23 protein-coding genes are annotated in these 23,479 nt (G+C 70.2%); 8 read left to right on the top strand and 15 right to left on the bottom strand.

The window, feature by feature from the left end; translation table 11 throughout:
- Position 1: 1 nt before the first annotated feature.
- The 5 genes from E1267_RS20470 to E1267_RS20490 form a co-directional block, all read right to left on the bottom strand.
- Positions 2–1,528 (bottom strand): glycoside hydrolase family 13 protein, encoded by a 1,527-nt coding sequence (locus E1267_RS20470; RefSeq protein WP_132334195.1) that lies wholly within the window; start codon positions 1,526–1,528, stop codon positions 2–4.
- 4 nt (positions 1,529–1,532) lie between these two features.
- Entirely contained in the window at positions 1,533–2,468 is a 936-nt protein-coding gene (locus tag E1267_RS20475) for a carbohydrate ABC transporter permease (protein ID WP_246064072.1), read from the bottom strand.
- On the bottom strand, positions 2,465–3,331 hold the full coding sequence (locus E1267_RS20480; protein ID WP_132334196.1) for a carbohydrate ABC transporter permease: 867 nt from the start codon (positions 3,329–3,331) through the stop codon (positions 2,465–2,467). Before E1267_RS20480 ends, E1267_RS20475 begins: the two co-directional genes overlap by 4 nt.
- A 4-nt stretch (positions 3,332–3,335) precedes the next feature.
- Entirely contained in the window at positions 3,336–4,685 is a 1,350-nt protein-coding gene (locus E1267_RS20485; protein ID WP_132334197.1) for an ABC transporter substrate-binding protein, read from the bottom strand.
- A gap of 110 nt (positions 4,686–4,795) precedes the next feature.
- Positions 4,796–5,794 (bottom strand): LacI family DNA-binding transcriptional regulator, encoded by a 999-nt coding sequence (locus tag E1267_RS20490; RefSeq protein ID WP_132334198.1) that lies wholly within the window; start codon positions 5,792–5,794, stop codon positions 4,796–4,798.
- A 239-nt stretch (positions 5,795–6,033) separates the two neighbouring features.
- Between E1267_RS20490 and E1267_RS20495 the strand changes: the two genes are divergently transcribed.
- Positions 6,034–9,306 carry a galactose-binding domain-containing protein gene (locus E1267_RS20495; RefSeq protein WP_132334199.1) on the top strand — a complete coding sequence of 1,091 codons (3,273 nt, stop codon included), beginning with the start codon at positions 6,034–6,036 and terminating at the stop codon, positions 9,304–9,306.
- A 6-nt stretch (positions 9,307–9,312) separates the two neighbouring features.
- On the opposite strand, the gene E1267_RS20500 is transcribed toward E1267_RS20495, so the two are convergent.
- Entirely contained in the window at positions 9,313–10,188 is an 876-nt protein-coding gene (locus E1267_RS20500) for a sugar kinase (RefSeq protein ID WP_132334200.1), read from the bottom strand.
- A 191-nt stretch (positions 10,189–10,379) separates the two neighbouring features.
- Here E1267_RS20500 and E1267_RS44465 point away from each other — a divergent pair, with 191 nt between their 5' ends.
- The 3 genes from E1267_RS44465 (at position 10,380) to E1267_RS20510 (ending at position 12,683) form a co-directional block, all read left to right on the top strand.
- Entirely contained in the window at positions 10,380–11,114 is a 735-nt protein-coding gene (locus E1267_RS44465; RefSeq protein WP_161714679.1) for a hypothetical protein, read from the top strand.
- Positions 11,115–11,256: 142 nt separating this feature from the next.
- Positions 11,257–11,961, top strand: a complete 705-nt coding sequence (locus E1267_RS20505; protein WP_165959703.1) for a DUF4344 domain-containing metallopeptidase — start codon at positions 11,257–11,259, stop codon at positions 11,959–11,961.
- A gap of 17 nt (positions 11,962–11,978) precedes the next feature.
- Entirely contained in the window at positions 11,979–12,683 is a 705-nt protein-coding gene (locus E1267_RS20510; protein ID WP_132334202.1) for a maleylpyruvate isomerase family mycothiol-dependent enzyme, read from the top strand.
- A gap of 62 nt (positions 12,684–12,745) precedes the next feature.
- Here E1267_RS20510 and E1267_RS20515 read toward each other — a convergent pair whose 3' ends face one another.
- Entirely contained in the window at positions 12,746–12,976 is a 231-nt protein-coding gene (locus tag E1267_RS20515) for a DUF3040 domain-containing protein (protein ID WP_132334203.1), read from the bottom strand.
- 72 nt (positions 12,977–13,048) lie between these two features.
- On the bottom strand, positions 13,049–13,807 hold the full coding sequence (locus E1267_RS20520; protein WP_132334204.1) for an SDR family NAD(P)-dependent oxidoreductase: 759 nt from the start codon (positions 13,805–13,807) through the stop codon (positions 13,049–13,051).
- Positions 13,808–13,860: 53 nt separating this feature from the next.
- Between E1267_RS20520 and E1267_RS20525 the strand changes: the two genes are divergently transcribed.
- Together E1267_RS20525 and recQ are read left to right on the top strand one after the other, a co-directional pair.
- Positions 13,861–14,166: a hypothetical protein gene (locus E1267_RS20525; protein WP_132334205.1), complete on the top strand. Its 306-nt coding sequence runs from the start codon at positions 13,861–13,863 to the stop codon at positions 14,164–14,166.
- Positions 14,167–14,175: 9 nt separating this feature from the next.
- Positions 14,176–15,984, top strand: a complete 1,809-nt coding sequence (gene recQ / locus E1267_RS20530; RefSeq protein ID WP_132334206.1) for a DNA helicase RecQ — start codon at positions 14,176–14,178, stop codon at positions 15,982–15,984.
- 439 nt (positions 15,985–16,423) lie between these two features.
- Here recQ and E1267_RS20535 read toward each other — a convergent pair whose 3' ends face one another.
- The 4 genes from E1267_RS20535 to E1267_RS20550 all read right to left on the bottom strand — a co-directional run bounded on the left by E1267_RS20535 (position 16,424) and on the right by E1267_RS20550 (position 19,710).
- The gene (locus tag E1267_RS20535) at positions 16,424–17,071 is read right to left on the bottom strand and encodes a DivIVA domain-containing protein (RefSeq protein WP_132334207.1); all 648 of its coding nucleotides are present in this window, start codon (positions 17,069–17,071) and stop codon (positions 16,424–16,426) included.
- Positions 17,068–18,189, bottom strand: a complete 1,122-nt coding sequence (locus E1267_RS20540; protein WP_132334208.1) for a globin domain-containing protein — start codon at positions 18,187–18,189, stop codon at positions 17,068–17,070. The genes E1267_RS20535 and E1267_RS20540 overlap by 4 nt, the downstream gene beginning before the upstream one ends.
- Positions 18,190–18,558: a group I truncated hemoglobin gene (locus E1267_RS20545; protein ID WP_165959704.1), complete on the bottom strand. Its 369-nt coding sequence runs from the start codon at positions 18,556–18,558 to the stop codon at positions 18,190–18,192.
- Between the two features lie 546 nt (positions 18,559–19,104).
- Positions 19,105–19,710: a TIGR03086 family metal-binding protein gene (locus tag E1267_RS20550; RefSeq protein ID WP_132334210.1), complete on the bottom strand. Its 606-nt coding sequence runs from the start codon at positions 19,708–19,710 to the stop codon at positions 19,105–19,107.
- Between the two features lie 133 nt (positions 19,711–19,843).
- Here E1267_RS20550 and E1267_RS20555 point away from each other — a divergent pair, with 133 nt between their 5' ends.
- A complete protein-coding gene (locus E1267_RS20555) occupies positions 19,844–20,059 on the top strand; it encodes a hypothetical protein (protein ID WP_132334211.1) in 216 nt (71 codons plus the stop codon).
- Between the two features lie 18 nt (positions 20,060–20,077).
- Here E1267_RS20555 and E1267_RS20560 read toward each other — a convergent pair whose 3' ends face one another.
- The 3 genes from E1267_RS20560 to E1267_RS20570 all read right to left on the bottom strand — a co-directional run bounded on the left by E1267_RS20560 (position 20,078) and on the right by E1267_RS20570 (position 22,969).
- Complete coding sequence (locus tag E1267_RS20560; RefSeq protein WP_132334212.1) at positions 20,078–20,893, bottom strand: alpha/beta hydrolase; 816 nt, start codon at positions 20,891–20,893, stop codon at positions 20,078–20,080.
- Between the two features lie 136 nt (positions 20,894–21,029).
- Complete coding sequence (locus E1267_RS20565) at positions 21,030–21,725, bottom strand: helix-turn-helix domain-containing protein (RefSeq protein ID WP_246064074.1); 696 nt, start codon at positions 21,723–21,725, stop codon at positions 21,030–21,032.
- A 29-nt stretch (positions 21,726–21,754) separates the two neighbouring features.
- Positions 21,755–22,969 (bottom strand): amidohydrolase family protein, encoded by a 1,215-nt coding sequence (locus E1267_RS20570; RefSeq protein WP_132334213.1) that lies wholly within the window; start codon positions 22,967–22,969, stop codon positions 21,755–21,757.
- 99 nt (positions 22,970–23,068) lie between these two features.
- Between E1267_RS20570 and E1267_RS20575 the strand changes: the two genes are divergently transcribed.
- Positions 23,069–23,479, top strand: coding sequence for an SRPBCC family protein (locus E1267_RS20575; protein WP_132334214.1), 411 nt, complete (start codon positions 23,069–23,071; stop codon positions 23,477–23,479).

The raw sequence follows: 23,479 nt of genomic DNA on the forward strand, positions 1-23,479 counted from the left end.
GTCAGCTCGCGGTCAGCCAGACCGTGGTGTCCGGGGGCAGCGCGCCGTCGTCCAGCGGCCCGCTGGCCAGGACGACCTCGCCGGCGGGCACCGGCACCGGGCCGTGGCCCAGATTGGTGACGCAGGTCAGGCCCGACTCCCGGGCGAAGGCCAGCACCTCCTCCCCCAGCGGCAGCCAGGTCATGGTGCCGTCGCCCAGCCGGTCGCGCCGGATGGCCAGGGCCGCCCTGTAGAGGGTGAGCATCGACCCCAGATCCGTACGCTGGGCCTCGGCGGTGAGCTTGCGCCAGCTCTCCGGCTGCGGCAACCACGGCGTGCCGGTGCCGGTGCCGGTGCCGAAGCCGAACGGCGGCTCGTCGCCCGACCAGGGCAGCGGCACCCGGCAGCCGTCGCGGCCCGGGTTCGCCCCGCCCGACCTGGCGAACATCGGGTCCTGGCGGAGCTCGTCCGGGAGGTTCTCCACCTCCGGCAGGCCCAGCTCGTCGCCCTGGTAGACGTAGACCGAGCCGGGCAGCGCCATCGACAGCAGCGCCGCCGCCCGCGCCCGCCGGCGGCCCAGCTCCGGGTCCGACGGGGTGCCGTGCAGGCGCCCGCCGTGCTCGAACGCGGTGTCGGCGCGGCCGTAGCGGGTGACGGGCCTCGTCACGTCGTGGTTGGACAACACCCACGTGGGCGGAGCCCCGATCGGGGTGTGGGTGGACAACGTCAGGTCGATGACCCGGCGCAGCTCGGCGGGGTCCCACGGGCAGGACAGGAAGTCGAAGTTGAAGGCCGTGTGCAACTCGTCGGGGCGCAGGTAGCGGGCGAACCGCTCCTGGTCGGGCAGCCAGACCTCGCCGATCAGGACGCGCTCCCCGTACTCGTCGGCGACCTCGCGCCACCGCCGGTAGACGTCGTGGACCTCGTCGAGGTCCTCGTAACCGGTATCCGACTTGTACAGCAGGGCCGCCGAGTCGATGCGGAAGCCGTCGACGCCGCGCTCGAACCAGAACCGCAGCACCTCCTCGAACTCCTGGTGCACCTCCGGGTTCGCCCAGTTGAGGTCGGGCTGCTCGGGGGCGAACAGGTGGAGGTACCACTGCCCGTCGGGCACCTGGGTCCAGGCGGGGCCGCCGAAGATGGACCGCCAGTCGTTCACCGGCTCGTCGGCGAACCAGAACCGGTCACGGGCCGCCGGGTTCGCCAGCGCCTCCTTGAACCAGGCGCTCTCCGTCGAGCTGTGGTTCGGCACCACGTCGATGATGACCCTGATGTCCAGCTCGTGCGCCTCGGCGATGAAGTGCTCCGCCTCGGCGAGCGTGCCGAAGACCGGCTCGATGTCGCGGTAGTCGGCCACGTCGTACCCGCCGTCGGCCATGGGCGACGGATACCACGGGTTCAGCCAGATGGCGTCGATCCCCAGGTCCTTCAGGTACGGCAGGCGGGCGCGCAGACCGGCGAGGTCGCCCACGCCGTCGCCGTTGCCGTCGGCGAAGCTACGCAGGTAGACCTGGTAGATCGCGGCCCCCCGCCACCACGTTTGCGACATGCGCTCATCCCTTGATGCTTCCGGCGGTGAGTCCCGCCATGATGTGCCGTTGGAAGATGAAGAAAACGATGATCATGGGAATGCCGGCGATGACCAGGCCGCCCATGACATGGTTCTGCGTCACCGCTCCCGCCGTCTGCGACAGGCCCACACTGATGGTCATCTTCTCGCTGTCGGTCATGACCAGCAGCGGCAGGACGAAGTCCTTGAACGCGGTGACGATCGTGAGGATGGAGACCACGCCCAGGATCGGCCTGGAGACCGGCAGCACGACCGACCACAACACCCGCACGGGGCCGGCGCCGTCGATCTGCGCCGCCTCGATGAGCTCGCGGGAAATGGAGTCGAAGAAGCGTTTGAGCAGGAAAATGTTGAAGCCGTTGGCGGCCGCGGGGAGCCACAGGCCCCACGGGTTGTTGAGCAGCCCCAGGTCCACGATCGTGACGTAGAGCGGGATGAGGATCACCATCGGCGGGATCATCAGCGTGGCCAGCATGGCGCCGAGGATGACGTTGCCGAACACCGGCCGCAGCTTCGACAGCGCGTACGCGGCCGTGACGTCCACCGCCATGGAGAACAACCACGCGCCCAGCGCGTAGTAGACGGTGTTGGCCAGCAGCGTACCGATGTCGAACAGGTCCCACGCCTCGACGAACGCGTCCGCCGTCGGGTCGGCGGGGAAGAGCGACGGCGGCATCTCGGCGATCTCCTCCGGCGTCTTCATCGCGCCGGTGACCATCCAGTAGAGCGGGAAGACGAAGGCCAGGGTGAACAGCACGATGACCGCGGCCAGCACCAGCCAGTAGATCCGCCGTCCCCACCTGCTGTTGAGCTGGTGCGGCGAGACGATCGTGCGGAACTGCACGTGGATGGGCCTGGGCCGGCGGGCCCTGCCCGGCCTGCGCCGCGCGCTCGCGCGGACGTCCGTGGCGGAGGTCATGCCGCGTCCTCCCTGGTCGTCCTGAGCTGGAGGGCCGCGAAGACGAGCAGGGCCAGCATGAGCATCATGCCGAGCGCGCCCGCCTGGCCGTAGTTCATCTGCGAGAACGCGAACTGGTACATCAGGTACGCCACGGACACCGTGGCGTTCTCCGGCCCGCCGCCGGTCAGCATGTACGGCTCGATGAACACCTGCATGGTGGCCACGATCTGCAACATGAGCATGAGGAGGAGGATGAGCCGGGTCTGCGGGATGGTGACGTGCCGGATGCGCTTGAGGATGCCGGCCCCGTCGAGCTCGGCGGCCTCGTACAGCTCGGGTGGGATGTTCTGCAGTGCGGCGAGATAGATGAGCGTCGCGCTGCCCATGTTCATCCACGTCGAGACGAGCACCAGCGAGATCAGCGCCGTGGACGAGCTGTCGAGCCAGGCCAGCGGCGGCAGGCCGACGGCGCCGAGCACCTGGTTGAACAGTCCGGGGCCCGGGTCGTAGAACCACCGGAACAGCAGCACCGCCACGATCGGCGGCAACATGACCGGCAGGTAGACGACGAAGCGCAGGTAGGCGCGGGCGTGGCGCAGCTCGTTCAGCACGAGCGCGACGACGAACGGCACGGCGTAGCCGCACAGCAGCGCGAGGAGAGTGAACTCCACGGTGTTCAGCCAGGCCTGGCCGAAGGCGGGGTCCTGGACGGCCGCCGTGAAGTTGTCCAGGCCCACCCATTCGGGCGGGTTGATCAGGTCGGTCTTCTGGAAGCTCAGCACGAACTCCCTGACCATCGGATACCAGGCGAACACCGCGAAACAGGCCAGCGCCGCGCACAGGAACCCGTAGGCCGTCAGATTGCGCCTCACGATCGCCATAGGGTCAGCCCTTGGCCGCCAGCAGGGAGTTCGCCTTCGTCTCGGCGTCGGCGAGCAGCTGGTCGATGCTCGCGTCCTCGCGGCTCAGCACGCCCGACATGGGCACGTCGAGGATGGCGTAGAGCTCCTGCGCGTGCACCGGCTCGGCCTTCGGCGGGACGGTGGCGGCGGCCCGCACGTACGGCTCGTAGTTCTCGACCGGCAGCGAGGCGTGCTTCACGCGGTCGGTCTGGATCGCCTTGCCGGTGGGCGAGTCGCCGTAGACGTCGTTGTCGGGCACGCCGACGGGGTTGCCGAGGGCCTTGCCGCGGGCGAAGTCGAAGCGGCCCTTGCCGACGGTGTTGAAGCGGAAGTCGAGCCAGGCGAGGCCGGCCTTGGCCTCCTCGGGGGTGGCCTTCGGGTTGATCATGAACGCTTCGCCGCCGCTGAGCGACGCCTTGGCCTCGGGGAAGCCGGTGATGCCGTAGTCGGCGACGTTGCCCCTGAACTTGTTGACCACGTCGGTGACCACGTCGGGCGCCCCGAGCATCATGCCGACCTTGCCGCTGCCCATCGCCATCATGAGCGACTCCCAGCCGACCAGGAGCTTGTCGCCCATGCTGTCGTCCACCCAGCGCATGTCGTGCAGGGTCTGCAGCACGGCCTTGCCCTCGGGCGAGTTGAAGGCGGCCTTGGTGTTGTCGGGGGTCAGGATGCTGCCGCCGCGGCCGTAGATCGCCTGGGTGAAGTGCCAGCCTCCGGTGTTGCCGCCGGAGTATTCGCCGTAACCGACGTAGCCCTGGCCGAGGGCGGCGATCTTCTTGGCCGCCTCGCGGACCTCGGCCCACGTGGCGGGCGGCCTGTTGGGGTCGAGCCCGGCCTTGGTGAACAGGGCGCGGTTGTAGACCAGGCCGACGCCGTAGTGCACGTTCGGCACGCCGTACACCTTGCCGTCCTTGGTGACCAGCTCGCGGACGTCGGGGCGCAGGTCGTCCCAGTTCTTGATCGTGCTGGTGTACGGGGTGATGTCGAGCGCCTGGCCCTTGCCGACGACGTCGGCGTAGTTGGTCACCGGCACGACGAAGACGGTCTCCATCTGACCGCCCGCCAGCTTGGGGCCGAACGTCTTGGGGTCGAAGCACGGCTGCTGGTCCGTGCTCTTGACCGTCACCCCGGGATGGTTCTTCGTGAACGTGGCCACGTCGTCATCCCAGGCCTTGCGTTCCTTCGGAGCGGACTTGGCGGGCTGGCAGGCCACCGTGATCGTCACGGCCCCGGCGCCGCCGGCGGAAGGGGAGGCGGACTCACCGGAGCCGCACGCCGTTGCCGCGAGCCCGATCACGGTTACGAGCAGGAGTCCCGTGGATCTCTGCATGGTCTGACCCTTCTGATGCGAGGTGCCCACACCATAGGATCGTGCACCGAGGTCCGCAATATTTCGACGGTCTATTGCAAGATAACGACTCCGTCACGAGCGACTCGTCGTCAACGGCGAGCCGCCGGAACGCGGGCCGTGGAGGCCCTGACCACCAGCTCGGGCTCGAACAACAGCTCGTCGGCCGGCACCACCGCCTTGTCGATCTGCGCGACAAGCAAATCGACCGCGGCCCTGCCCATGGCGTCGATCGGCTGGCGGACCGTCGTCAGCGGCGGCTCGGTGCAGTTCATCAGCGCGGAGTCGTCGAAACCGATGACCGAGACGTCCGCCGGCACGGACAGCCCGGCGCGGCGGGCCGCCCTGATGGTCCCGAGCGCGAGCAGATCGCTGGCGCAGACCACGCCGGTGACACCGCGTCTGACCAGCCTGGCCGCCGCCGCGTGCCCGCCCTCCAGCGAGAACATCGTGTGCTCGACCAGCTCTGGGTCGCAGCCGGCCGACAGGAACGTCTCCAGCTTGCGCCGCGACGGCATGTGGTCCTTCGGCCCGAGCACCATGCCGATCCGCTCGTGGCCGAGCGCGCGCAGGTGGGCCACGGCCATCTCGGCGGCCACCGCGTCGTCGCAGGACACCTGCGGGAAGTCGAGCCGCGCCACGGCCGCGTTCACCAGCACGGTCGGCAGCCTGCGCTCGTGCAGCAGCTCATAGTGACCATGCGCGGCATCGGCCTGGGCGTAGAGCCCGCCCGCGAAGACCACACCGCTGACCTGCTGCTGGAGCAGCAGATCGACGTAGTCGGCCTCGGAGACGCCGCCGACCGTGCGCGTGCACAGCACCGAGGTGAACCCCTGCTGGGCCAGGGCGCCGCCGACCACCTCCGCGAAGGCGGGGAAGATCGGGTTCTGCAGCTCGGGGAGCACCAGGCCGACCAGCCGGGCCCGGTCGCCGCGCAGCTGGGTGGGGCGTTCGTAGCCGAGCACGTCGAGCGCGGTGAGCACCGCCTCGCGGGTCGCGTCGGACACCCCCGGCTTGCCGTTGAGCACGCGGCTCACGGTCGCCTCGCTCACCCCGACCTTCTTGGCCACCTCTGCGAGTCGTCGTGTCATGCGCAAACTATACGACCAGGGACGCAAGCGCTTGCAACAGCTTGCGTCAATCCGACGCTATCGCTTGCGTGGCACGCACACCAGCGCCCGTTATTCCGTTCCAGGGCTGACCAGCAGAGAAGGATCGCAAAACCGCGACGCGAGACAATCGATTCGTTGCGCAATCTCGTCGTAATCTTGCGGCCATCTGTTCGGCATCCTATGGTTCGGCCATCCGCCTGATCCGAAGGGCCACCCCCATGAGAGCTCTCATCGCCGCCCTCACGTTACTCACCGGACTCCTCGCCGCCCCCGCGCACGCCGCGGCCGACACCGACCTCGCCGCCGGGAGAACCGCCACCGCCGGCAGCCACGCCGACGTCCACCGCGCCGCCAACGCGACCGACGGCGACCAGGCCACCTACTGGGAGTCGGCCAACAACGCCTTCCCCCAGTGGATCCAGGTCGACCTCGGCGCCGCCTCCGACGTCAGCAGGCTCGTCCTCCAGCTGCCCGCCGGCTGGCCCCGCCGCACCCAGACGCTGACCGTCCAGGGCAGCACCGACGGCACGGCCTTCACCACGCTCGCCGGCTCGGCCACGTACACCTTCGCGCCCACCGCGACGATCACCCTCACCGACGCCAGGACCCGCCACGTCCGGCTGCTGTTCACCGCCAACACCGGCTGGCCGGCGGGGCAGCTGTCCGAGTTCGAGATCTGGGGCAGCCGCCCCGACGGGCCCGGCGGTCCGGGCGACGGCGCCAACCTCGCCCCCGGCAAGCCGGTCGAGGGCTCCGCCCACACCCACACGTACGTCGCGGCGCACGCCAACGACGACGACCTGAGCACGTACTGGGAGAGCGCCGCCCACCCCGGCACGCTCACCGTGCGGCTCGGCGCCGACACCGACCTCGACTCCGTCACGCTCAAGCTCGACCCCTCCCAGGCCTGGGCCAGGCGTACGCAGGCCATCGAGGTCCTCGGCCGCGCGCAGGGCGCCGCCGGATTCACCGGTCTCGTCCCCCGGGCCACCTACACCTTCGACCCGGCCACCGGCAACACCGTCACCATCCCGGTGACCGGCAGGGCCGCCGACGTCCGGCTGCGGATCACCGCCAACTCCGGCGCACCAGGCGGCCAGATCGCCGAGTTCCAGATCTTCGGCACGCCCGCGCCCAACCCCGACCTGACCGTGTCGGGCCTGGCCTCGTCGCCCGCCGCGCCGGCCGAGACCGACGAGGTCACGCTCTCGGCCACGGTCGGGAACGCCGGCACCGAACGCTCCGCCGCGACCACGGTGAACTTCTACGTGGGCGACGACAAGGCCGGCAGCGCCGACGTGGCCGCCCTCGCGGCGGGGGCGTCGGCCACCGTGTCCGCGGACATCGGCACGCGTACGGCCGGCACCCACGAACTGTCCGCCAAGGTGGACGAGGACGGCAAGGTCACCGAGCAGGACGAGGCCAACAACGCCACGACCGGCACGCTGACCGTGAAGGCCGCCGACACGGCCGACCTGATCGCCTCCCCCGTCGCCTGGACGCCCGGCAACCCCGCGGCGGGCGACACCGTGACGTTCACCGTGGCGATCAAGAACCAGGGCACGATCGCCTCCGGCGGCGGCTCCCACGGCATCACGCTCACCGTCGCCGACGACTCCGGCGACGTCGTCAGAACCCTGACCGGCTCGGCGACCGGCACGATCGCCCCCGGCGCCACCACCGCCCCGGTCCGGCTGGGCACCTGGACGGCGGCGAACGGCAGGTACACCGTCCAGACGGTGCTCGCCGCCGACCCCGAGGAACTTCCGGTCCGGCGCGACAACAACACCAGCACGCTGCCGCTGTTCGCGGGCCGCGGCGCGAACATGCCGTACGACACCTATGAGGCCGAGGACGCCGTGCTCGGCGGCGGCGCCACCCGCGCCGGCCCGAGCAGGGAGATCGGCACGATCGCCGGCGAGGCGTCGGGACGGCGCGCGGTGACGCTGGACAGGACCGGCGCCTACGTCGAGTTCACCACCAAGGCGCCGGCCAACACCCTCGTCACCCGCTTCTCCATCCCCGACGCGCCGGGCGGCGGCGGCATCGACTCCACGCTCAACGTCTACGTGGACGGCGCCTTCCACAAGGCCATCGCCCTGACCTCCCGCTACGCCTGGCTCTACGGCCCCGAGGCGAGTCCGGGCAACGACCCCGGCTCGGGCCCGCCCAGGCACATCTACGACGAGGCGAACCTGATGCTCGACACCACCGTGCCGGCGGGCAGCAGGATCAGGCTGCAGAAGGACGCGGCCAACGGCTCGACGTACGCGATCGACTTCGTGGACCTCGAGCGGGTGGCCCCCATCGCCAACCCCGGCCCCGGCACGTACGCCGTGCCGGCCGGCTTCTCCCACCAGGACGTGCAGAACGCGCTCGACAAGGCCCGCATGGACCCCGGCCTGACCGGCGTCTACCTGCCCGCGGGCGACTACCCGACGGCGGGCAAGTTCCAGGTGTACGGCAAGGCGGTCAAGATCGTCGGCGCCGGGCCGTGGTACACCAGGTTCCACGCGCCCTCGGGGCAGTCCAACACCGACGTCGGCTTCCGGGCCGACGCCACCGCCAACGGCTCGACGTTCGCGAACTTCGCCTACTTCGGCAACTACACCTCGCGCATCGACGGCCCCGGCAAGGTGTTCGACTTCACCAACGTGGCGAACATGACGATCCAGAACCTCTGGGTCGAGCACCAGGTCTGCATGTACTGGGGCTCGAACACCGATGACATGACGATCCGGAACTCGCGGATCCGCAACGTCTTCGCCGACGGCCTGAACATGACCAACGGCAGCACCGGCAACCACGTCACCGACGTCGAGACCAGGTCCACGGGCGACGACAGCTTCGCGCTGTTCTCGGCGATCGACAACAACGCGGGTGAGCAGCACGGCAACGTCTACGAGAACCTGACCTCGCTGCTCACCTGGCGGGCCGCGGGCGTGGCCGTCTACGGCGGCTACGGCAACACGTTCAGGAACATCCACGTGGCCGACACGCTGGTGTACTCGGGCGTCACGATCAGCTCGCTGGACTTCGGCATCCCGATGCACGGGTTCGGCGCCGACCCGCCCACGGTCTTCGAGAACATCTCGCTGGTCAGGGCCGGCGGGCACTTCTGGGGGCAGCAGACGTTCCCGGCGATGTGGCTGTTCTCCTCGTCCAAGAAGTTCCAGGGCATCCGGATCAGCAACCTGGACATCGTGGACCCGACGTACAGCGGGATCATGTTCCAGACCGGCTACCAGGGCCCCACGCCGCTCAACCCGATCGAGGACACGGTCTTCACGAACGTGTCCATCAGCGGGGCGAGGAAGAGCGGTGACGCCTTCGACGCCAAGTCGGGCTTCGGCATCTGGGTGAACGAGATGCCCGAACCCGGCCAGGGCCCGGCGGTCGGGTCGGCCACGTTCGACGGCCTGCGGTTCTCCGGCAACGCCCAGGACGTCAGGAACACGACCTCGACCTTCACCCTGAACATCGATCCGTGACGCGCGTCAGGTGAGGTCCGACCTGGTGGGCAGGCCCTGCCAGTCGCTCGCGCTGGTCACCGCGGCGGCGCTCAGCAGCGCCCCGCGGTGCAGGCGTTCCTGGGGGATGAGCCCGTCGAGAGCGGCGCTGATGTAGCCGGCCGTGAAGGCCTCCCCCGCCCCGGACGTGTCCACGACGGGCACCTGCCAGCCGGGCACGTCGTACCGCATCCGGTCGGCCCGTACGCTCGCGCCCTTCGCCCCGCGGTCCACCACGACCTCGCGCTCGGGCGTGAGCGCGGGCTTGACCAGGTCGAGCTCGTCCTGGCGGAGGAAGAGCAGGTGCGAGCGGCAGGCCAGCTCGCCGAGCACCTCCTCGGCCTCGCGCACGGACGCCCACAGTTCGGGAACGTACTCGACGGCGAAGGAGATCATCACGTCGGCGTTCCTCGCGGCGTTCACGGCGACCCGCACGGCCTCGCGCGCGTCCCGGCCGAGTCCCGCCGTCAGGCCGGTGACGTGGAGCATCTTCGCCGCGGCGATCCGGTCGATGGGCACGTTGCCCGGCGCCAGCCGCGAGCCCGCCGAGCCGGCGCGGTACTGCGTCGCCCTCGGCTCGCGGCCGATACGCGTCTCCCTGAGGATCAGGCCCGTCCGCAGCCCCTCGGACACGCGCATGTCCAGCACGTCCACACCCTCGCCCTTGAGCACGGTGAGCGCTCTGGCGCCCAGTTCGTCGTCGCCGACCTTGCCGAGGTACGCGGACCGGTGGCCGAGCCGGGCCAGCGCGACCGCGAGGGTGAACTCGGGTCCACAGACGTCCAGCCTGGCCTCGCTCTCGTGGCGCACGCGGCCGCTGGAGACGACGCCCAGCGGCTCGCCCAGGGTGTAGACGTCGGTCATGAGCCACGACTGTAGTGGCTCAAGTCACCCATACGGTCTTTTTTCCCGCATAAGCGCAGGTTAAAGCGTGATCAAAAACTTTCTCGAAACTTGAGCCAACCTTTTCCCCAACGGGTGCCTCTAAGCAGTACAGGGAGCCGGCGCCCCGGGCCGGCTCTGAAGTCAATACGGGGAGAGGAATCAGCACCCTCATGAAGAAGATCGCAGCAGGACTCATTTCCGCCGTCGCCGGCGGCACCATGCTCGTGTCCGGCGCGGGCGTGGCCTCGGCCACCACCGCTCACGACACGTACCTTAAGATCCGCGACATCTCGCCGAACCCCGTCGTGGTCAAGGGCAACGCCGAGACCAAGGCGTTCTTCGACGTCGGCGCCAGCCGACGCGTCGAGAAGGTCGTGCTCAGCGTCGAGCCGGCCAGCCCCAAGTACCGCACCATGCGGACCAAGGGCATCGACGACCTCGAGGGCTGGCGCTACGCCATCGCCTTCAACAAGAACGACCCCGAGGGCAAGTGGAAGGCCACGGCCGTCGCCTACAACAAGGCCGGCAGGAAGGTCGCCACCGACTCCGCGTACTTCTACGTGGACGTCCGCAAGGGCCGGGCCGACACCCGGATCTCCCGGTTCTACGCGTCCCCGTCCAAGGTGCGCAAGGGCCGGTCGATCTACTTCTCCGGCCGCCTCCAGGTCGATGACCGCCACTGGGAGGGCGTCCGCGGCGAGCGGGTCAGCATCTACCACCGCGCCAGCGGTTCCAGCGCCTGGAAGTGGGTCGACTCGGCCAAAACCGGCCGGGGCGGCAAGTTCTACGGCAAGACGCGCGCCTACCGCAGCGGCAGCTTCAAGGCCGTCTACCGCGGTGACCGCGAGCTCCAGCCGTCCACGAGCCGCACGGACTACGTGCGGGTCTACAGCTGGCGTCGCTAGTCCCACCACCGCAGGCCCGGTCCCCTCTGAGGGGGCCGGGCCTGCGGCTTTCCGGATTCGTTCACGTTCCGAGGTTTATCGATCACGCGAATGCCGCATGGACTACCCCATTGCATTGATCGACCCTCGAAGGAGCCGCCGGATGCCGCATCCCCTGATCGCCCTCGTCCTGAGCATGACGAGCACGCTCGGGACGGCCCCGTCAGCCGAGGTGTCCGTACGCTACGAGCTCGCCGGCTCGCCGCGCGCCGAACAGGCCAGAAAGCTGCTCAGGGACAGCGACGCGCTGAAGACCAAGATCAAGGTGCCGCAGCCGGTCAAGGTCGTCGCCAAGGACTGCGGCTCCCCCGAGGCCCTCTGGGATCACGCGGAGCGCCGCATCACGATCTGCTACCAGCTCGTCGACGAGGTCCGCAGGACCATGAAGGGCATCGCGGAGACCGAGGAGGTCGGCTCCGGCGCCGCGTCCGCCCGCATGGACGGCGCGCTCAGCGTGGTGTTCCACCATCAGCTCGGCCACGCCCTGACCACGCTCAACGGCATGCGGGACAGCGAGGGCCAGGCCGACCAGTTCGCGGCGCTCACGCTCGCCGCCGACGCGCCCAAGCGCGTGGTGCCCGCCGCCGAGGCCCGCCACCTGCTGGCCGGGCACACCGGCGTCGACCACCTGTCGGGCCCGACCGAGTCGGCCACCTTCGCCTGCCTGCTGTACGGCTCCGACCCCGTCAAGCACGCCGAGATCGCCAAGGGCGGCTGGGTCCCCGCCGAGCGGGCGCCCTCCTGCGCCGACGAGTACGCCCGGGTCAATACGGCACTCGGGTCCATGGCGGTGAAAGCAGGCGGCTGACGGGTAGCGTCCCGGGTATGGCTGACGACCTGCTCAAGGGCTGGGACCCGTTCGACATCTTCGACGCCGAGGCGGCCCGGCTCGACCGGTTGTTCTCGGGGCTCGACGAGACCGGCTGGTCCCGCCCGTCGCGCTGCGCGGGCTGGTCCGTCCGCGACGTGCTGGGCCACCTGGCGGGCGAGGAGCTGTACAACCACGCCTGCCTCGACGGGACCGTCCAGGACCTGCTGGCCCGGTTGTCGGCGGAAGGGGTTAGCGGGTTCGACGACTTCAACGAGTGGTCCGTACGCCGGCGCAGGGACCTGCCCGTCGAAGAGGTCCTGGAGGAGTGGCGGGTCAAGAACGGCGAGACGCGCAGGCGCATGCGGGTGCTCGGCCCGCATGCCCTGCTCGACACGATGGCCGGCCCCTACCCCAACCGGCTGCAGGCCTTCCACTACGACTCCGAGTACGCCACCCACGCCGACGACGTCGGCGCCCCCGTGCCCGAAGGGGAGGCCGAGGGCAGGACGTCGTGGCGGGTGGCGGTCGGGCGGTTCGTGCTTGCGGAGCAGGGCGCCGAGGTGGAGGTCGAGCCTGCGGGCGAGCAGATCCGGGCATCCGTGGACGGGGCCGGCGCGACGTTGTCGCGCGCGCAGTTCGTCGAGGCCACGGTGGGCCGGCTGCCCGCCTCCGGCGGGATGGACCCGCGCGTCGTCGCGGCGCTGAGGTGCCTGGCCTGAGCACCAGGAGACGGCGCTTGCCTCAGGTCGTCAGCACGACGGCACCGGGAGACGGCGCTCCCTCAGGTCGTCAACACGGCGATCAGCAGGCACACGATCACCAGGGTGACCGCGACGTAGATCACCCACGCGCGGGGCGCCCGCCCGCGCAGGCCGCGCCCCCCTGGCCGGGCCCCTCGCGCCCATTCGGTCTCGTCGATCTCGGCGACGCGCCTGACCAGCTCGGGGTCGTCCTGCTCAAGGGCACGCTCGATCTCAGCGAGGATACGGCGCTCCCTCGGGGAAAGACTCATCGCGCTCACCTCACACCGGTGACCACCTTTTACCCGCCGTGGCAGCGGACATGCCGTCGCTTCCAGGGCTGACTACCGTGCCTCCGGGTCGAGCCCGAGCACCGTGCGCCCGCCGTCCACCGGGATCGTGGCCCCGTTGACGAAGGAGGCGTCGTCCGACAGCAGATGGGCCACGACGGAGGCAACCTCCGCGGGCGCCGCCACGCGGCCCAGCGGGTGGAGCGTGGCCAGTTGTTCCTCGACGGCCGCAGCGCTCTCCGGAGGCTGAGCCGCCATGAACGCCTCATACCGTTCCGTGGCCACCGTGCCGGGAGCGACGGCGTTGACCCTGATGCCGCGCCTGCCGTACTCCACCGCCAGCGACCTGGTCAGCCCCTCCGTGGCGGCCTTCGCGGTCGCGTACGGCAGGCCGCCCGGCACCGCCCTGGTGGCCTGGTGCGAGGTGACGTTGACGATGGCGCCCGGCGTGCCGGCATCCAGGAAGTGGCGTACGGCGGTGGCGCAGCCGACCACGGCCAGGTCAAGGTTGGCCGCGATCAGCGCCCTGACCTCGGCGATCGGGGCGGAGTGCACCGAGGCGTCCCTGAACACGGCGGCGTTGTTGACCCAGCCGCGCAGCGGGCCCGACTCCTGGGCGAGGTCGGCGGCCCAGGCGGCGACCTCCTCGTCCGCCGCGTCGCCGATCACGGGGATCACCCTGGGCCCGGCCCAGTCCAGGGCGGCGGGGTCGTGTTCGACGGCGACCACGGTGTTCCGGTCGCCGAGCAGCCGTTCGACCACCGCCTTGCCGATGCCGCGTCCGCCACCGGTCACCACAAAGGAATGTCCCATGACACAACGCTATTAGCCGTCCACGGATATAAGACAATGCAATTCCGGGTGGCGTGATCTTTATCACGAGTTGTTGTCATATGAACGGGAACAGTAACCACGTGATCGCTCAACCGACCTCTTCCGTACGGCTCATCGGAGCACTCGCGATCACTCAGACCGCCGGATACGGCGTGCTTTATTACGCGTTCTCGGTGTTCATTCCGCCGATGTCGCGGGACCTGCACGTCGGCGTCGCGCAGCTCAGCGCTCACGCTGGCCGTGCTGGTGTCCGGAATGGTGGGCCGGGAGCCGTAGACGGGCAGGGCCGGCTGATCGCCCTCGGCGAACTCACAACCCGCAAGCCCCCGAACACCTAAGGTAGCCGTATGGATACACCCCTCGAGGTCCTGCACCGTGTGTTCGGCTACGACTCGTTCAGGTCGAACCAGCAGGAGATCATCGACCACGTCGTGGCCGGCGGCGACGCGCTCGTCCTCATGCCCACCGGCGGGGGCAAGTCACTGTGCTACCAGATCCCCGCCCTGGTGCGCCGCGGCGTGGGGGTGGTCGTCTCGCCCCTCATCGCGCTGATGCAGGACCAGGTCGACGCGCTGCGGGCGCTCGGCGTGCGGGCGGGGTTCCTCAACTCGACGCAGGACTTCGACGAGCGGCGGCTGGTGGAGGCCGAGTTCCTCGCGGGCGAGCTCGACCTGCTCTATCTCGCTCCCGAGCGGCTGCGCGTCGACGCCACGCTGCGGATGCTGGCCAAGGGCGACATCTCGATGTTCGCCATCGACGAGGCGCACTGCGTGGCCCAGTGGGGCCACGACTTCCGCCCCGACTACCTTGAGCTGTCCAAGCTGCGCGAGTCCTGGCCCGACGTGCCGCGCATCGCGCTGACGGCCACCGCCACCCCGGCCACCCGCACCGAGATCTCCGCCAGGCTCGGCCTCGACGAGGCCCGCCACTTCGTCGCCGGCTTCGACCGGCCCAACATCCACTACCGCATCACCCCCAAGAGCGAGCCCAAACGGCAACTGCTCGACTTCCTGCGCACCGAGCACCCGGGCGACTCCGGCATCGTCTACTGCCTGTCGCGCTCCTCCGCCGAGAAGATCGCCGAGTTCCTGGCCGCCAACGGCATCGCCGCGCTGCCCTACCACGCGGGTCTCGACGCGCGCACGCGCGCCGCCCACCAGGCCCGGTTCCTCCGCGAGGACGGGCTGGTCGTGGTGGCCACGATCGCGTTCGGGATGGGCATCGACAAACCCGACGTGCGCTTCGTGGCCCATCTCGACCTGCCCAAGTCGGTGGAGGGCTACTACCAGGAGACCGGCCGGGCCGGGCGCGACGGGCTGCCCGCCACCGCGTGGATGGCCTACGGCCTGCACGACGTCGTGCAGCACCGGCGGATGGCCATGGAAGGCGACGAGGCCCACCGCCGCCGCCAGGTGCACCACCTCGACGCCATGCTCGCGCTCTGCGAGACCGTGGGCTGCCGGCGGATGATGTTGCTCGACTACTTCGGCCAGAAGGGCTCGGAGCCCTGCGGCAACTGCGACACCTGCCAGGCGCCGCCCGAGTCGTGGGACGGCACGACCGCGGCCCAGAAGGTGCTCTCCGCCGTGTGGCGTCTCGACAAGGAGCGGCGCCAGAAGTTCGGCGTGGGGCAGACGGTCGACATCCTGCTCGGGAAGAAAACGGCCAAGGTGCTCCAGCACGGCCACGAGACGCTCACGGTGTTCGGGGTGGGGGCCGACCTCGGCAACGCGGAGTGGCACGGGGTGGTGCGGCAACTGCTCGCCCAGGGGCTGCTGGCGGTCGAGCCCAACCACGGCGCGCTGGTGCTGACCGACGGCAGCGCGGCGGTGCTCAGGGGGCAGCGCGAGGTGCCGCTGCGCCGCGACGCCCACCGCCCGGCCCGCACCAGGACGACGCCGGGCAAGGCCCCGGCCGCGGCCGAGCTGCCCGAGGAGGCCGCTCCGGTCTTCGAGCGCCTGCGCGCCTGGCGTGCCGCCACGGCCAAGGAGCAGGGGGTGCCCGCCTACGTCATCTTCCACGACGCGACGCTGCGCGAGATCGCCACCCGGTCACCGTCCACCCTGGCGGAGCTCAGCCAGATCAACGGCGTGGGCGAGAACAAACTAGCCAAATACGGCGACCAGGTCCTGGCCACCCTCGGCGAGAGCTCCTGACAACCCGGACCGGTCCCGCTTCTCGGACCGCGGCACCCCGCCGCGCATGGGTGGTGGCGAACATCGGGGTGGTCGGGGTCGGGTGGTGGCGACGGCCGCACGAAGAACGGTCGTCGCCACCACGTTGCTCGGCCCTGGCCGTGGCGTTCCGCCGTGTCGCCCCTCCGGCCCGGGCCGGACGGATATCCGCCCCCATACACGGATTGACCCGTGTGGTGGTCCGGTGGTGACCGGTGGCCACTTACGATCTTCCCACCGTATCGGATGGATCGTTGGGGGTTCGCGGAGAGTCATGTCCGGGTGACTGCTCTGTACAGCACGATCGTACGGCGTTTTGTGGGCTTTCGGTGGGATGAGCGCGCGGTGGATTAGCGTGTGCGGTGGCCGGGACGCGCCCCGGCACACGCCCCCGAGAACCGGCCGGTGAACGGTGTGTGGGTCAGTCGCGGCCCAGTGAGGAGTAGGCGGCGTTCTGGCCCGTTTCAGGCAGGTTGCCGAGCTTGTTGACCTCGTTCGTCAGCCCTTCGAGCACGGCACGCAGTTGCACCTGCGTGACCTCGGCGAACGTGCGCAGGTAGGCGATGCGCCGTTCCAGTTCCTCGGCCTCGGCCGACTGGTGTCCGCCGCTCGACCGGTAGACGTTGACCGCCTGGTTGGCCGCCTCCTCCGCCCGATGCTGCGCCTCCTGCAGCACCTGTTCGTACTGCTGGCGTGCCTGGCCCACCAGCCGCCGGGCGTAGTCCTCCGCCTCGGCGATCTGGGCGTCGGCCGTCTGCTGGGCCCTGGAGAGAAGGTTGACCGCGTCGACGCTGAGCCTGGCCTGCTGGTTGTCCGGGGCGGTGACGTCGGTGCCCCGGTCCTTGTACCAGTTCTTCAGCCGTTCCACCTCGGCGCGCAGGTCGGCCTTCTCCATGTCGCCGGCCGCCATGTCGTCGGCCATGCGGTACAGGAAGCTCCGCACCTCTTCCTCGCTGTAGCCGCGGTGGCCGAGTTTGGTACGGGAGAAGGTGTGGTTGCGCACCCGCTCCGGTGTGAGCCGCCGGCGGTCGTTCGATGGGCGCTCGCCCCATGGCATGTCTGCCGTCACGGCTCCCTACCTCCAGCAGTGGTGAACTCGTCGAAGCGGATGTGCTCGGGTGGCACCCCGGCGTCCAGGAGGCGGGAGACGGAGCCCTGGACCATCTCCTCCGAACCGCAGACGTAGACGTCCTGGTCGCGCCAGGCTTTCAGCGCGACGTCGACCGCGTAGCCGTGCTCACCCCGGTAGAAGGCGTCGCGGGACACGACGGGCACCACGCTCAGCCAGGGGTTGTCGGCCTCCAGTTTGGCGAGCGCCTCGGCGTCGTACAGTTCGCGGGAGGTTCTGGCGCCGACGAAGAGGCGCACGGCGCGGGGCGGGCCCTCGTGGGCCACCTGCTCCACGAGTGACTTCAGGGGAGCCAGGCCGGTGCCGCCCGCGATGAGGAGAAGCTCCCTGGCCGGTCCCGGGCTGAGGGTCAGCCGGTCGCCCACCGGTGCGCTGATCTTCAGGATGTCGCCGCGCTGCGCGGCGTGCACGAGGGCGGTGCTGACCGTGCCGCCGTCGACGACGCGTACGTGCAGGTCGATGGTGTTGTCGCGGCGCGGCGCGTTGGCGATGGAGTAGTAGCGCCAGAGTTTGGGACGCAGCGCGGTGGAGACGGAGGCGGACTGGCCGGGGCGGAAGGGGTACTGGTAGTTGAGGCGGGCTCTGATGACCGCGATGCCGGGGACGCGCACCTCGTGGAGGATGATCTCGCCCTCCCACCATGGCGGCGACGTGGCCGACGACTCCTCGGCCGCCTCGGTCATCACTTTCGCGACCAGCCCGTACGCCGCCGTCCAGTCGCGCGCGAGGGCCGGCGTCCAGAGGTCGCCAAGGAAGTGTTCCAGGGTGGCGAGCAGCGCCTGCCCGACGGCGGGATAGTGCTGCGCGACCACGGAGAACTTGCGGTGGTCGCGGCCGAGTTGCTGCAGGAACGGCACCAGCTCGTTCACCCGGTCGACGTTGCTGACGACGTGTCCGAGCGCGTTGACCAGCCGGTCGCGCTGGGCGGCCATGGACACCGGGAAGAGCGAGCGGGTCTCCGGATACATGAGGAACAAGGCGGAGTAGAAGAACAGCGGCACCTGGTCACCCGACTGGGCGACCTGGCGCCAGCTGCCCTTCAGAGCTTGCGTGTCCACTTATCCCGCTGCCCCTACCTCCACGATGGACCCGCGCACCTGGCCCAGGACCGTCGCGACGTGCTCCACGAGGTCGTCGTCGGCGCCGAAGTCCTCCCGGAGCACGGTGACGAGGATGTGGCCGACCCTCTCGTAGTGCTCGCCCGTGACTCCCATGCCCCGGTGGGCGTCGCCCAGGTCGTGGCCTTCGTACACCTCGGGGCCGCCGAGGACGGAACAGAGCAGCATGACCATGTGCCGCTTGAGCCTTGCCATGTCGACGCCGCTGAAATACGGCTTGAGCTCGGCATCGTCCAGCACGACCGTATAGAAGCGGTCGACCACGGCGCGAATGGTCGAAGCGCCGACCTTCTCATAGTACGAACTCATGGAGACTACAAACCTCCTGAATGGAACGATATTTTCCATGCGTGATTACGCGCAGTGAATTGGCCGCCTCGATGCGGCATCATTCCGACTAGGACGTTCTTCAGCCGGTCACCTGAATGGGGGTCTCGCCCTGGCGAAACAGGCGGGCGCCCGGCCGAGCCGGTGCGCCCATGGCCTGCAACATCTCATCTACCTGCGCCGATGCACTCCGCAGGACGGCAGCAAAATGACGTCCGCCGCCTGTCGCGGCTTCCGCCCTCACAGCCGAAGCCGGCGCACAATCCGAGTGCCACTCATGTCCCCCACAAAGCGGATCCGGTGCAGGCCGAATACCCGTACCGACCCCTGACCATCAGGCTTTCCGAGAACGCGAACATGCGTCAGAAACACTAAGGGGTGAGCAGATCGCTCGCAACCGCCTCAGGCCGACAATGCCGCATTTTCCGGACAACCATTCCACCTTTAGGGGATATTCCACGCGGAACATCCGAGATCTCCCGTTCTTGGACGAAAACACGCCTCGCCACATTCACCGGCCGGGGTATCTCAGAGGTGTACACGCCAGTTCGGGTCGCGGCCCAGGAAGGCGAGGAGGCGATCCTGCGCGGGCGTCGTGCACGGCACCCCCACCCGCGCGGCGAACCTCCCGGGGCGGTCCGCGGGCGTGACGAACACCTGGGCCAGGTCCAGCAGTTCCTCGGCCAGCGCGGGCGGGATGGGACGTTGCTCACCGCACGACCTCGCCACGTCCCACCCGTGTACGGCGACCTCGATCGCGCCGACCGCGGCCACCACCGGGCTCGACACGTGCCATCCGCCGATGGAGACGGGCTCGCCGGCGAGCAGGGCCGTCCACGCCCCCAGCACCATCGTCGCCTCGTCTCTGAGGGACAGGGCCGGGTTGGTGAGGACCGGCCAGGGCGCGGCGGACACGGGACAGAGCTCGACGGTACGGGACGCGGCCGCCTCGTTCAGGCTCCCCAGCGAGTCGCCGAGGTGGTCGAGCAGCCGCTGCAGGCTCCAGCCCGAACAGGGTGTGCCCCGGCAGAGCGCGTCAGGGGTGACGAGCCGCAGGCTGCCCACGGCGTACTCGATCGATCGCTCCAGCAGCGCCACGCCGGCGGTCAGCGCCTTCTTCTGCTCGCCCATCATCGCCTCCTCGCACAGGAAGACCCGGCCGCGGCGGGAAACTCATCGCAACCTTCCGGCCGGATCGCGGGTAGAGAGGGTGAGGAGGCGCGGTGATGGGATGCCTGACGTGTGCGGTCGACGAGGTCAAGATCGTGTGGCGGATGACCGGGGGCCGCTGCGGGTCGCCGCCTCGCTGCCCGACGGCACCGCCGCCACGCTCGTCCGGGGGCCCGAGGAGCACGGTGGATCCAGTCGGCGGCGGCCCGGCCAGGAGTGGGGCACCGGGTTCGTGTTCCCCGAGCCGGGATGCTGGAAGGTCGAGCTGACCCGCACGCGTGGCGCGGGGCACGTCCTGCTGGACGTGGTCTGAGACGTCCGGAGACCCCGGCTACGACGCGCGGGACAGGGCCCGGTCGACGAAGGCGGTCACGTCGTCCAGGACCTCGTCCTTGTTGGTCTCGTTGAACACCTCGTGCCGGGCTCCGGGGTAGACGCGCTCGGTGAGGTCGGCCCCGCGTACGGCCTCGACACCGGGGCGGCTGCCGGCGATCGGGACGAGCTCGTCCGCCTCCCCGTGCACCCACAACGTCGGCAACGATCCGAACGTGCCGCTCCCGGCGATCGTCGCCAGCGTCGTCGCGAACGCCTCCAGCGTGGCGCGCTTGAACGGGCCGTGCCACACCAGCGGGTCGGCGGCGTACGCCGTGCCCACCGACAGGTCGCGGGAGAGAGTGGCCGGGTCGATCGGGGTGCCCGGCGGCTCCTCGTACGCCAGCAGCTCCGGCACGATCGCCCAGCTGCCGATCACCGGCCCCGACAGGACGAGCGCGGCCAGCCCGGCGCCGTGACGCTGGGCGTAGCGGGCCGCGATCAGACCGCCCATCGAGTGGCCGATCACCACGACGGGCACGCCCGGGTGGTCGGCCCTGCCGAGCCGCTCGACGGTGTGCACGTCGGTGACCACGTCCTCGAAGTCCTCGATGAGCACGCGGTCGCCCTCGGATCTGCCGTGGCCCATGTGGTCGGGCCCGTAGACGGCGGCGCCGTGCCGGACGAGCCGGTCGGCCACGTACTCGTAGCGGCCGATGTGCTCACCGTAGCCGTGGACCAGCACGGCGACATAGCGCGGCCGCTCGTTCGGCCAGACGCGGGCGGTGATGCGGTCCCTGGTGCCGGAGAAGGTGTGCTCCCGTGACTGCGCCATGCTCACTCCCTTGATCGACGTAGAGCCCTCCGACCGCCCCGACGATCCCGGAGTTCTTCACCGGTCAGCGCCTTCTGCACGTCCCCGTATCGGTGCTTGGCCTCGGCGGTGGCGGGCTGCACACTGCCCAGCGTCATCATCGCGCAGGCCAGCCCGGCGACACGGTGACGTGGTCGAACTCGTCGTCGGACAGCGTGCGTCGCAGAATCCGCAGCACCTTGGCGGCGTCGTCGTGCGGCCCCTGCATGTAGAAGGGCCTGCCGTCGCGCCCGAACGTGATCGCGGACTTCTCCTCCCACGCCCCCAGGGCGCCGGCCACGGGCTCGAACTCCTCGTCGGGCTCGAACCCGAGCGTGCGGGCGTAGTCGATCGACCCGAGCACGAGGTGCCTGGCCAGGTCGATCGGCGCCTCCTGGTAGCCGGCGTACTCGCCGAAGAAGTATTCGCGGAAACGCCGAAGCTCGCGCTCGTCGAGCACGTCAGGCCCGATGGCGTTCTTCACGCCCAGGCAGTAGACGTCGGCGAGGTAGCCGGAGACCGCCATCCGGTCATAGCCGTGGCGGCGGGCCACGAGCACGCACACCATGCCGTCCACGCCGGACCCGGGGGCCTCGTCCACCCAGCCGCGCGCGGGGTCGACGTTCAGGCCGTCGCTCCAGCCCGTGTTGATCCAGCACCCGACCACTTCGGGCTCGCCGGTGGGCGCGCTCTCCGCGGCGATGGCCCGCACCAGCGGCGCGACGACCGACGGGGCGACCTTGAGCGCGCGGGCGATCTCCTTCGGCGAGCGGCCCTGCAGGCGCAGCTCGCGTACGCGATCCTTCACATCCATGCGAGGAGCCTAGCCGTCCGGGAGCCCGCTCAGCCCGCGGACGACGTCACCGTGTCCACGCCCGTCTGGCTCACCGATCGGCCCGAGACCAGGACGAGCGCGAGGTTGCGCAGGTCGGACAGGCAGGTGAGCGGGTCGCCCGCGACCGCGATGAGGTCGGCCCGCTTGCCCGCCTCCAGGCTTCCGGCGGCCTCCCCGACCCCGCAGGCGTCGGCGGCGCGCACGGTGGCCAGCTCGATGATCTCCGCGTTGCCGAACCCCGCCTCCGCGAACACCTCCAGGCTCGCCACGAACCCGTCGGCACGGTTGGCCACGCCGCTGGAGACGAACCCGGCGTCGGTGCCCGCGATGAGCCGCACCCCCGCCTCTCGCATGGCCGCGACCCCGCTCAGCCAGTCGTCGAGCATCTCGGCGCCGAGCACCTCGCGCGAGCGCCAGAACACGCCGTGCAGGGTCGGGCAGACGTACGTGCCGCCGGCGGCGACCAGGTCGGCCAGCTCGGCGTCGTACCGGTGGCCGGACGGGGTGAAGAACGAGCAGTGCTCGATCGTGGTGACCCCGGCTTCGAGCGCGCTGCGGATGGCCGCGTGGGCGTGGGCGTGCGCGGCGACGCCCTTGCCCCGCGCGCCGGCCTCCTCCACGACCACCCTGAGCTGCTCGGTGGTGTACTGGGGCACCCAGCTCGGAGGCGCGCCCGGCGTCATCTGGCCGCCCGAGGCCATCACCTTGAGGCAGTCGGCGCCCGCCCGCAGGTTCTCCCTGGCGACGCGGCGGATGGCGACCTCGTCGTCGGCCTCGCCGCCCATGTACCAGCAGTGGCCGCCGGTGATCGTGATCGGCCTGGTCGCGGCCACGAGGTGCGGGCCGACGGCCAGCCCCTCCTCGATCGCGTCCCGCAGCGCCAGGTCGAGGAAGTCGCGCCCGCCGAGGTCGCGGGCGGTGGTGACGCCGGCCGACACGAGCTTGCGCGCGTTCTCCGCCATCCGCAGCAGCAGGTGGTGGTCGCTCTCGGCGCTGCGCCGGGTGACCGGGTCGACCGTGGCGTCGAACCCGAGGTGCACGTGGGCGTCCACCAGGCCGGGCAGCACCGTGTGGCCGGGCAGCTCGACGACCTCTCCCGCCTCGCCCGCGCTGCCGCGCGGCCCTACCGAGACGATCGTGGCCCCGTCGATGAGGACCTCTCCCTCAGCGATCACCTCTCCGGGACGTCCGGTGAGCACCCTGGCCGCGCGAATGATCCGCATGATCTCACCCTGCCATGCCCCTTAAGCCGCCGAGAAGAGGACCGTAAGCGCCGTAGACCACGGTGGAGCGGTCGCTACGCAGCACGGAGGGCAACACCGATGGCTCGAACCGCCGAGTACGGCCTCACTCTCGTCTTCGACGTCCCACGCGAGCAGGTGTGGGCCGCCTGGACCGAGCCCGAGCGCTTCTCCCGGTGGTTCGGGCCCGCCTCGCTCGCCACGCCGGTGGGCCGGCTCACGCTCGACGCCTGGCCTGGCGGGATCTGGCGGGCCACGCTGGTGGGGGAAGAGGGGTTCGAGGCGACGCTCGACGGAACCTACCGCGAGGTCGAGCCGCCGGAACGGCTGGTGTTCACCACGGGCGGCCCCGACGGCACGGGCGACGGCCCCGCGTCGGTGGTGACGATCGAGCTCACGGACCTCGCGGGCCGGACCGAGATGCGCTTCCACCAGTACGGCGTCGGCGCCGACCAGGCCAGGGCGGGCCGCCTGTCTCTGATACACATCTGA

The organism is Nonomuraea longispora (genome assembly GCF_004348345.1).
GTDB lineage: Bacteria > Actinomycetota > Actinomycetes > Streptosporangiales > Streptosporangiaceae > Nonomuraea > Nonomuraea longispora.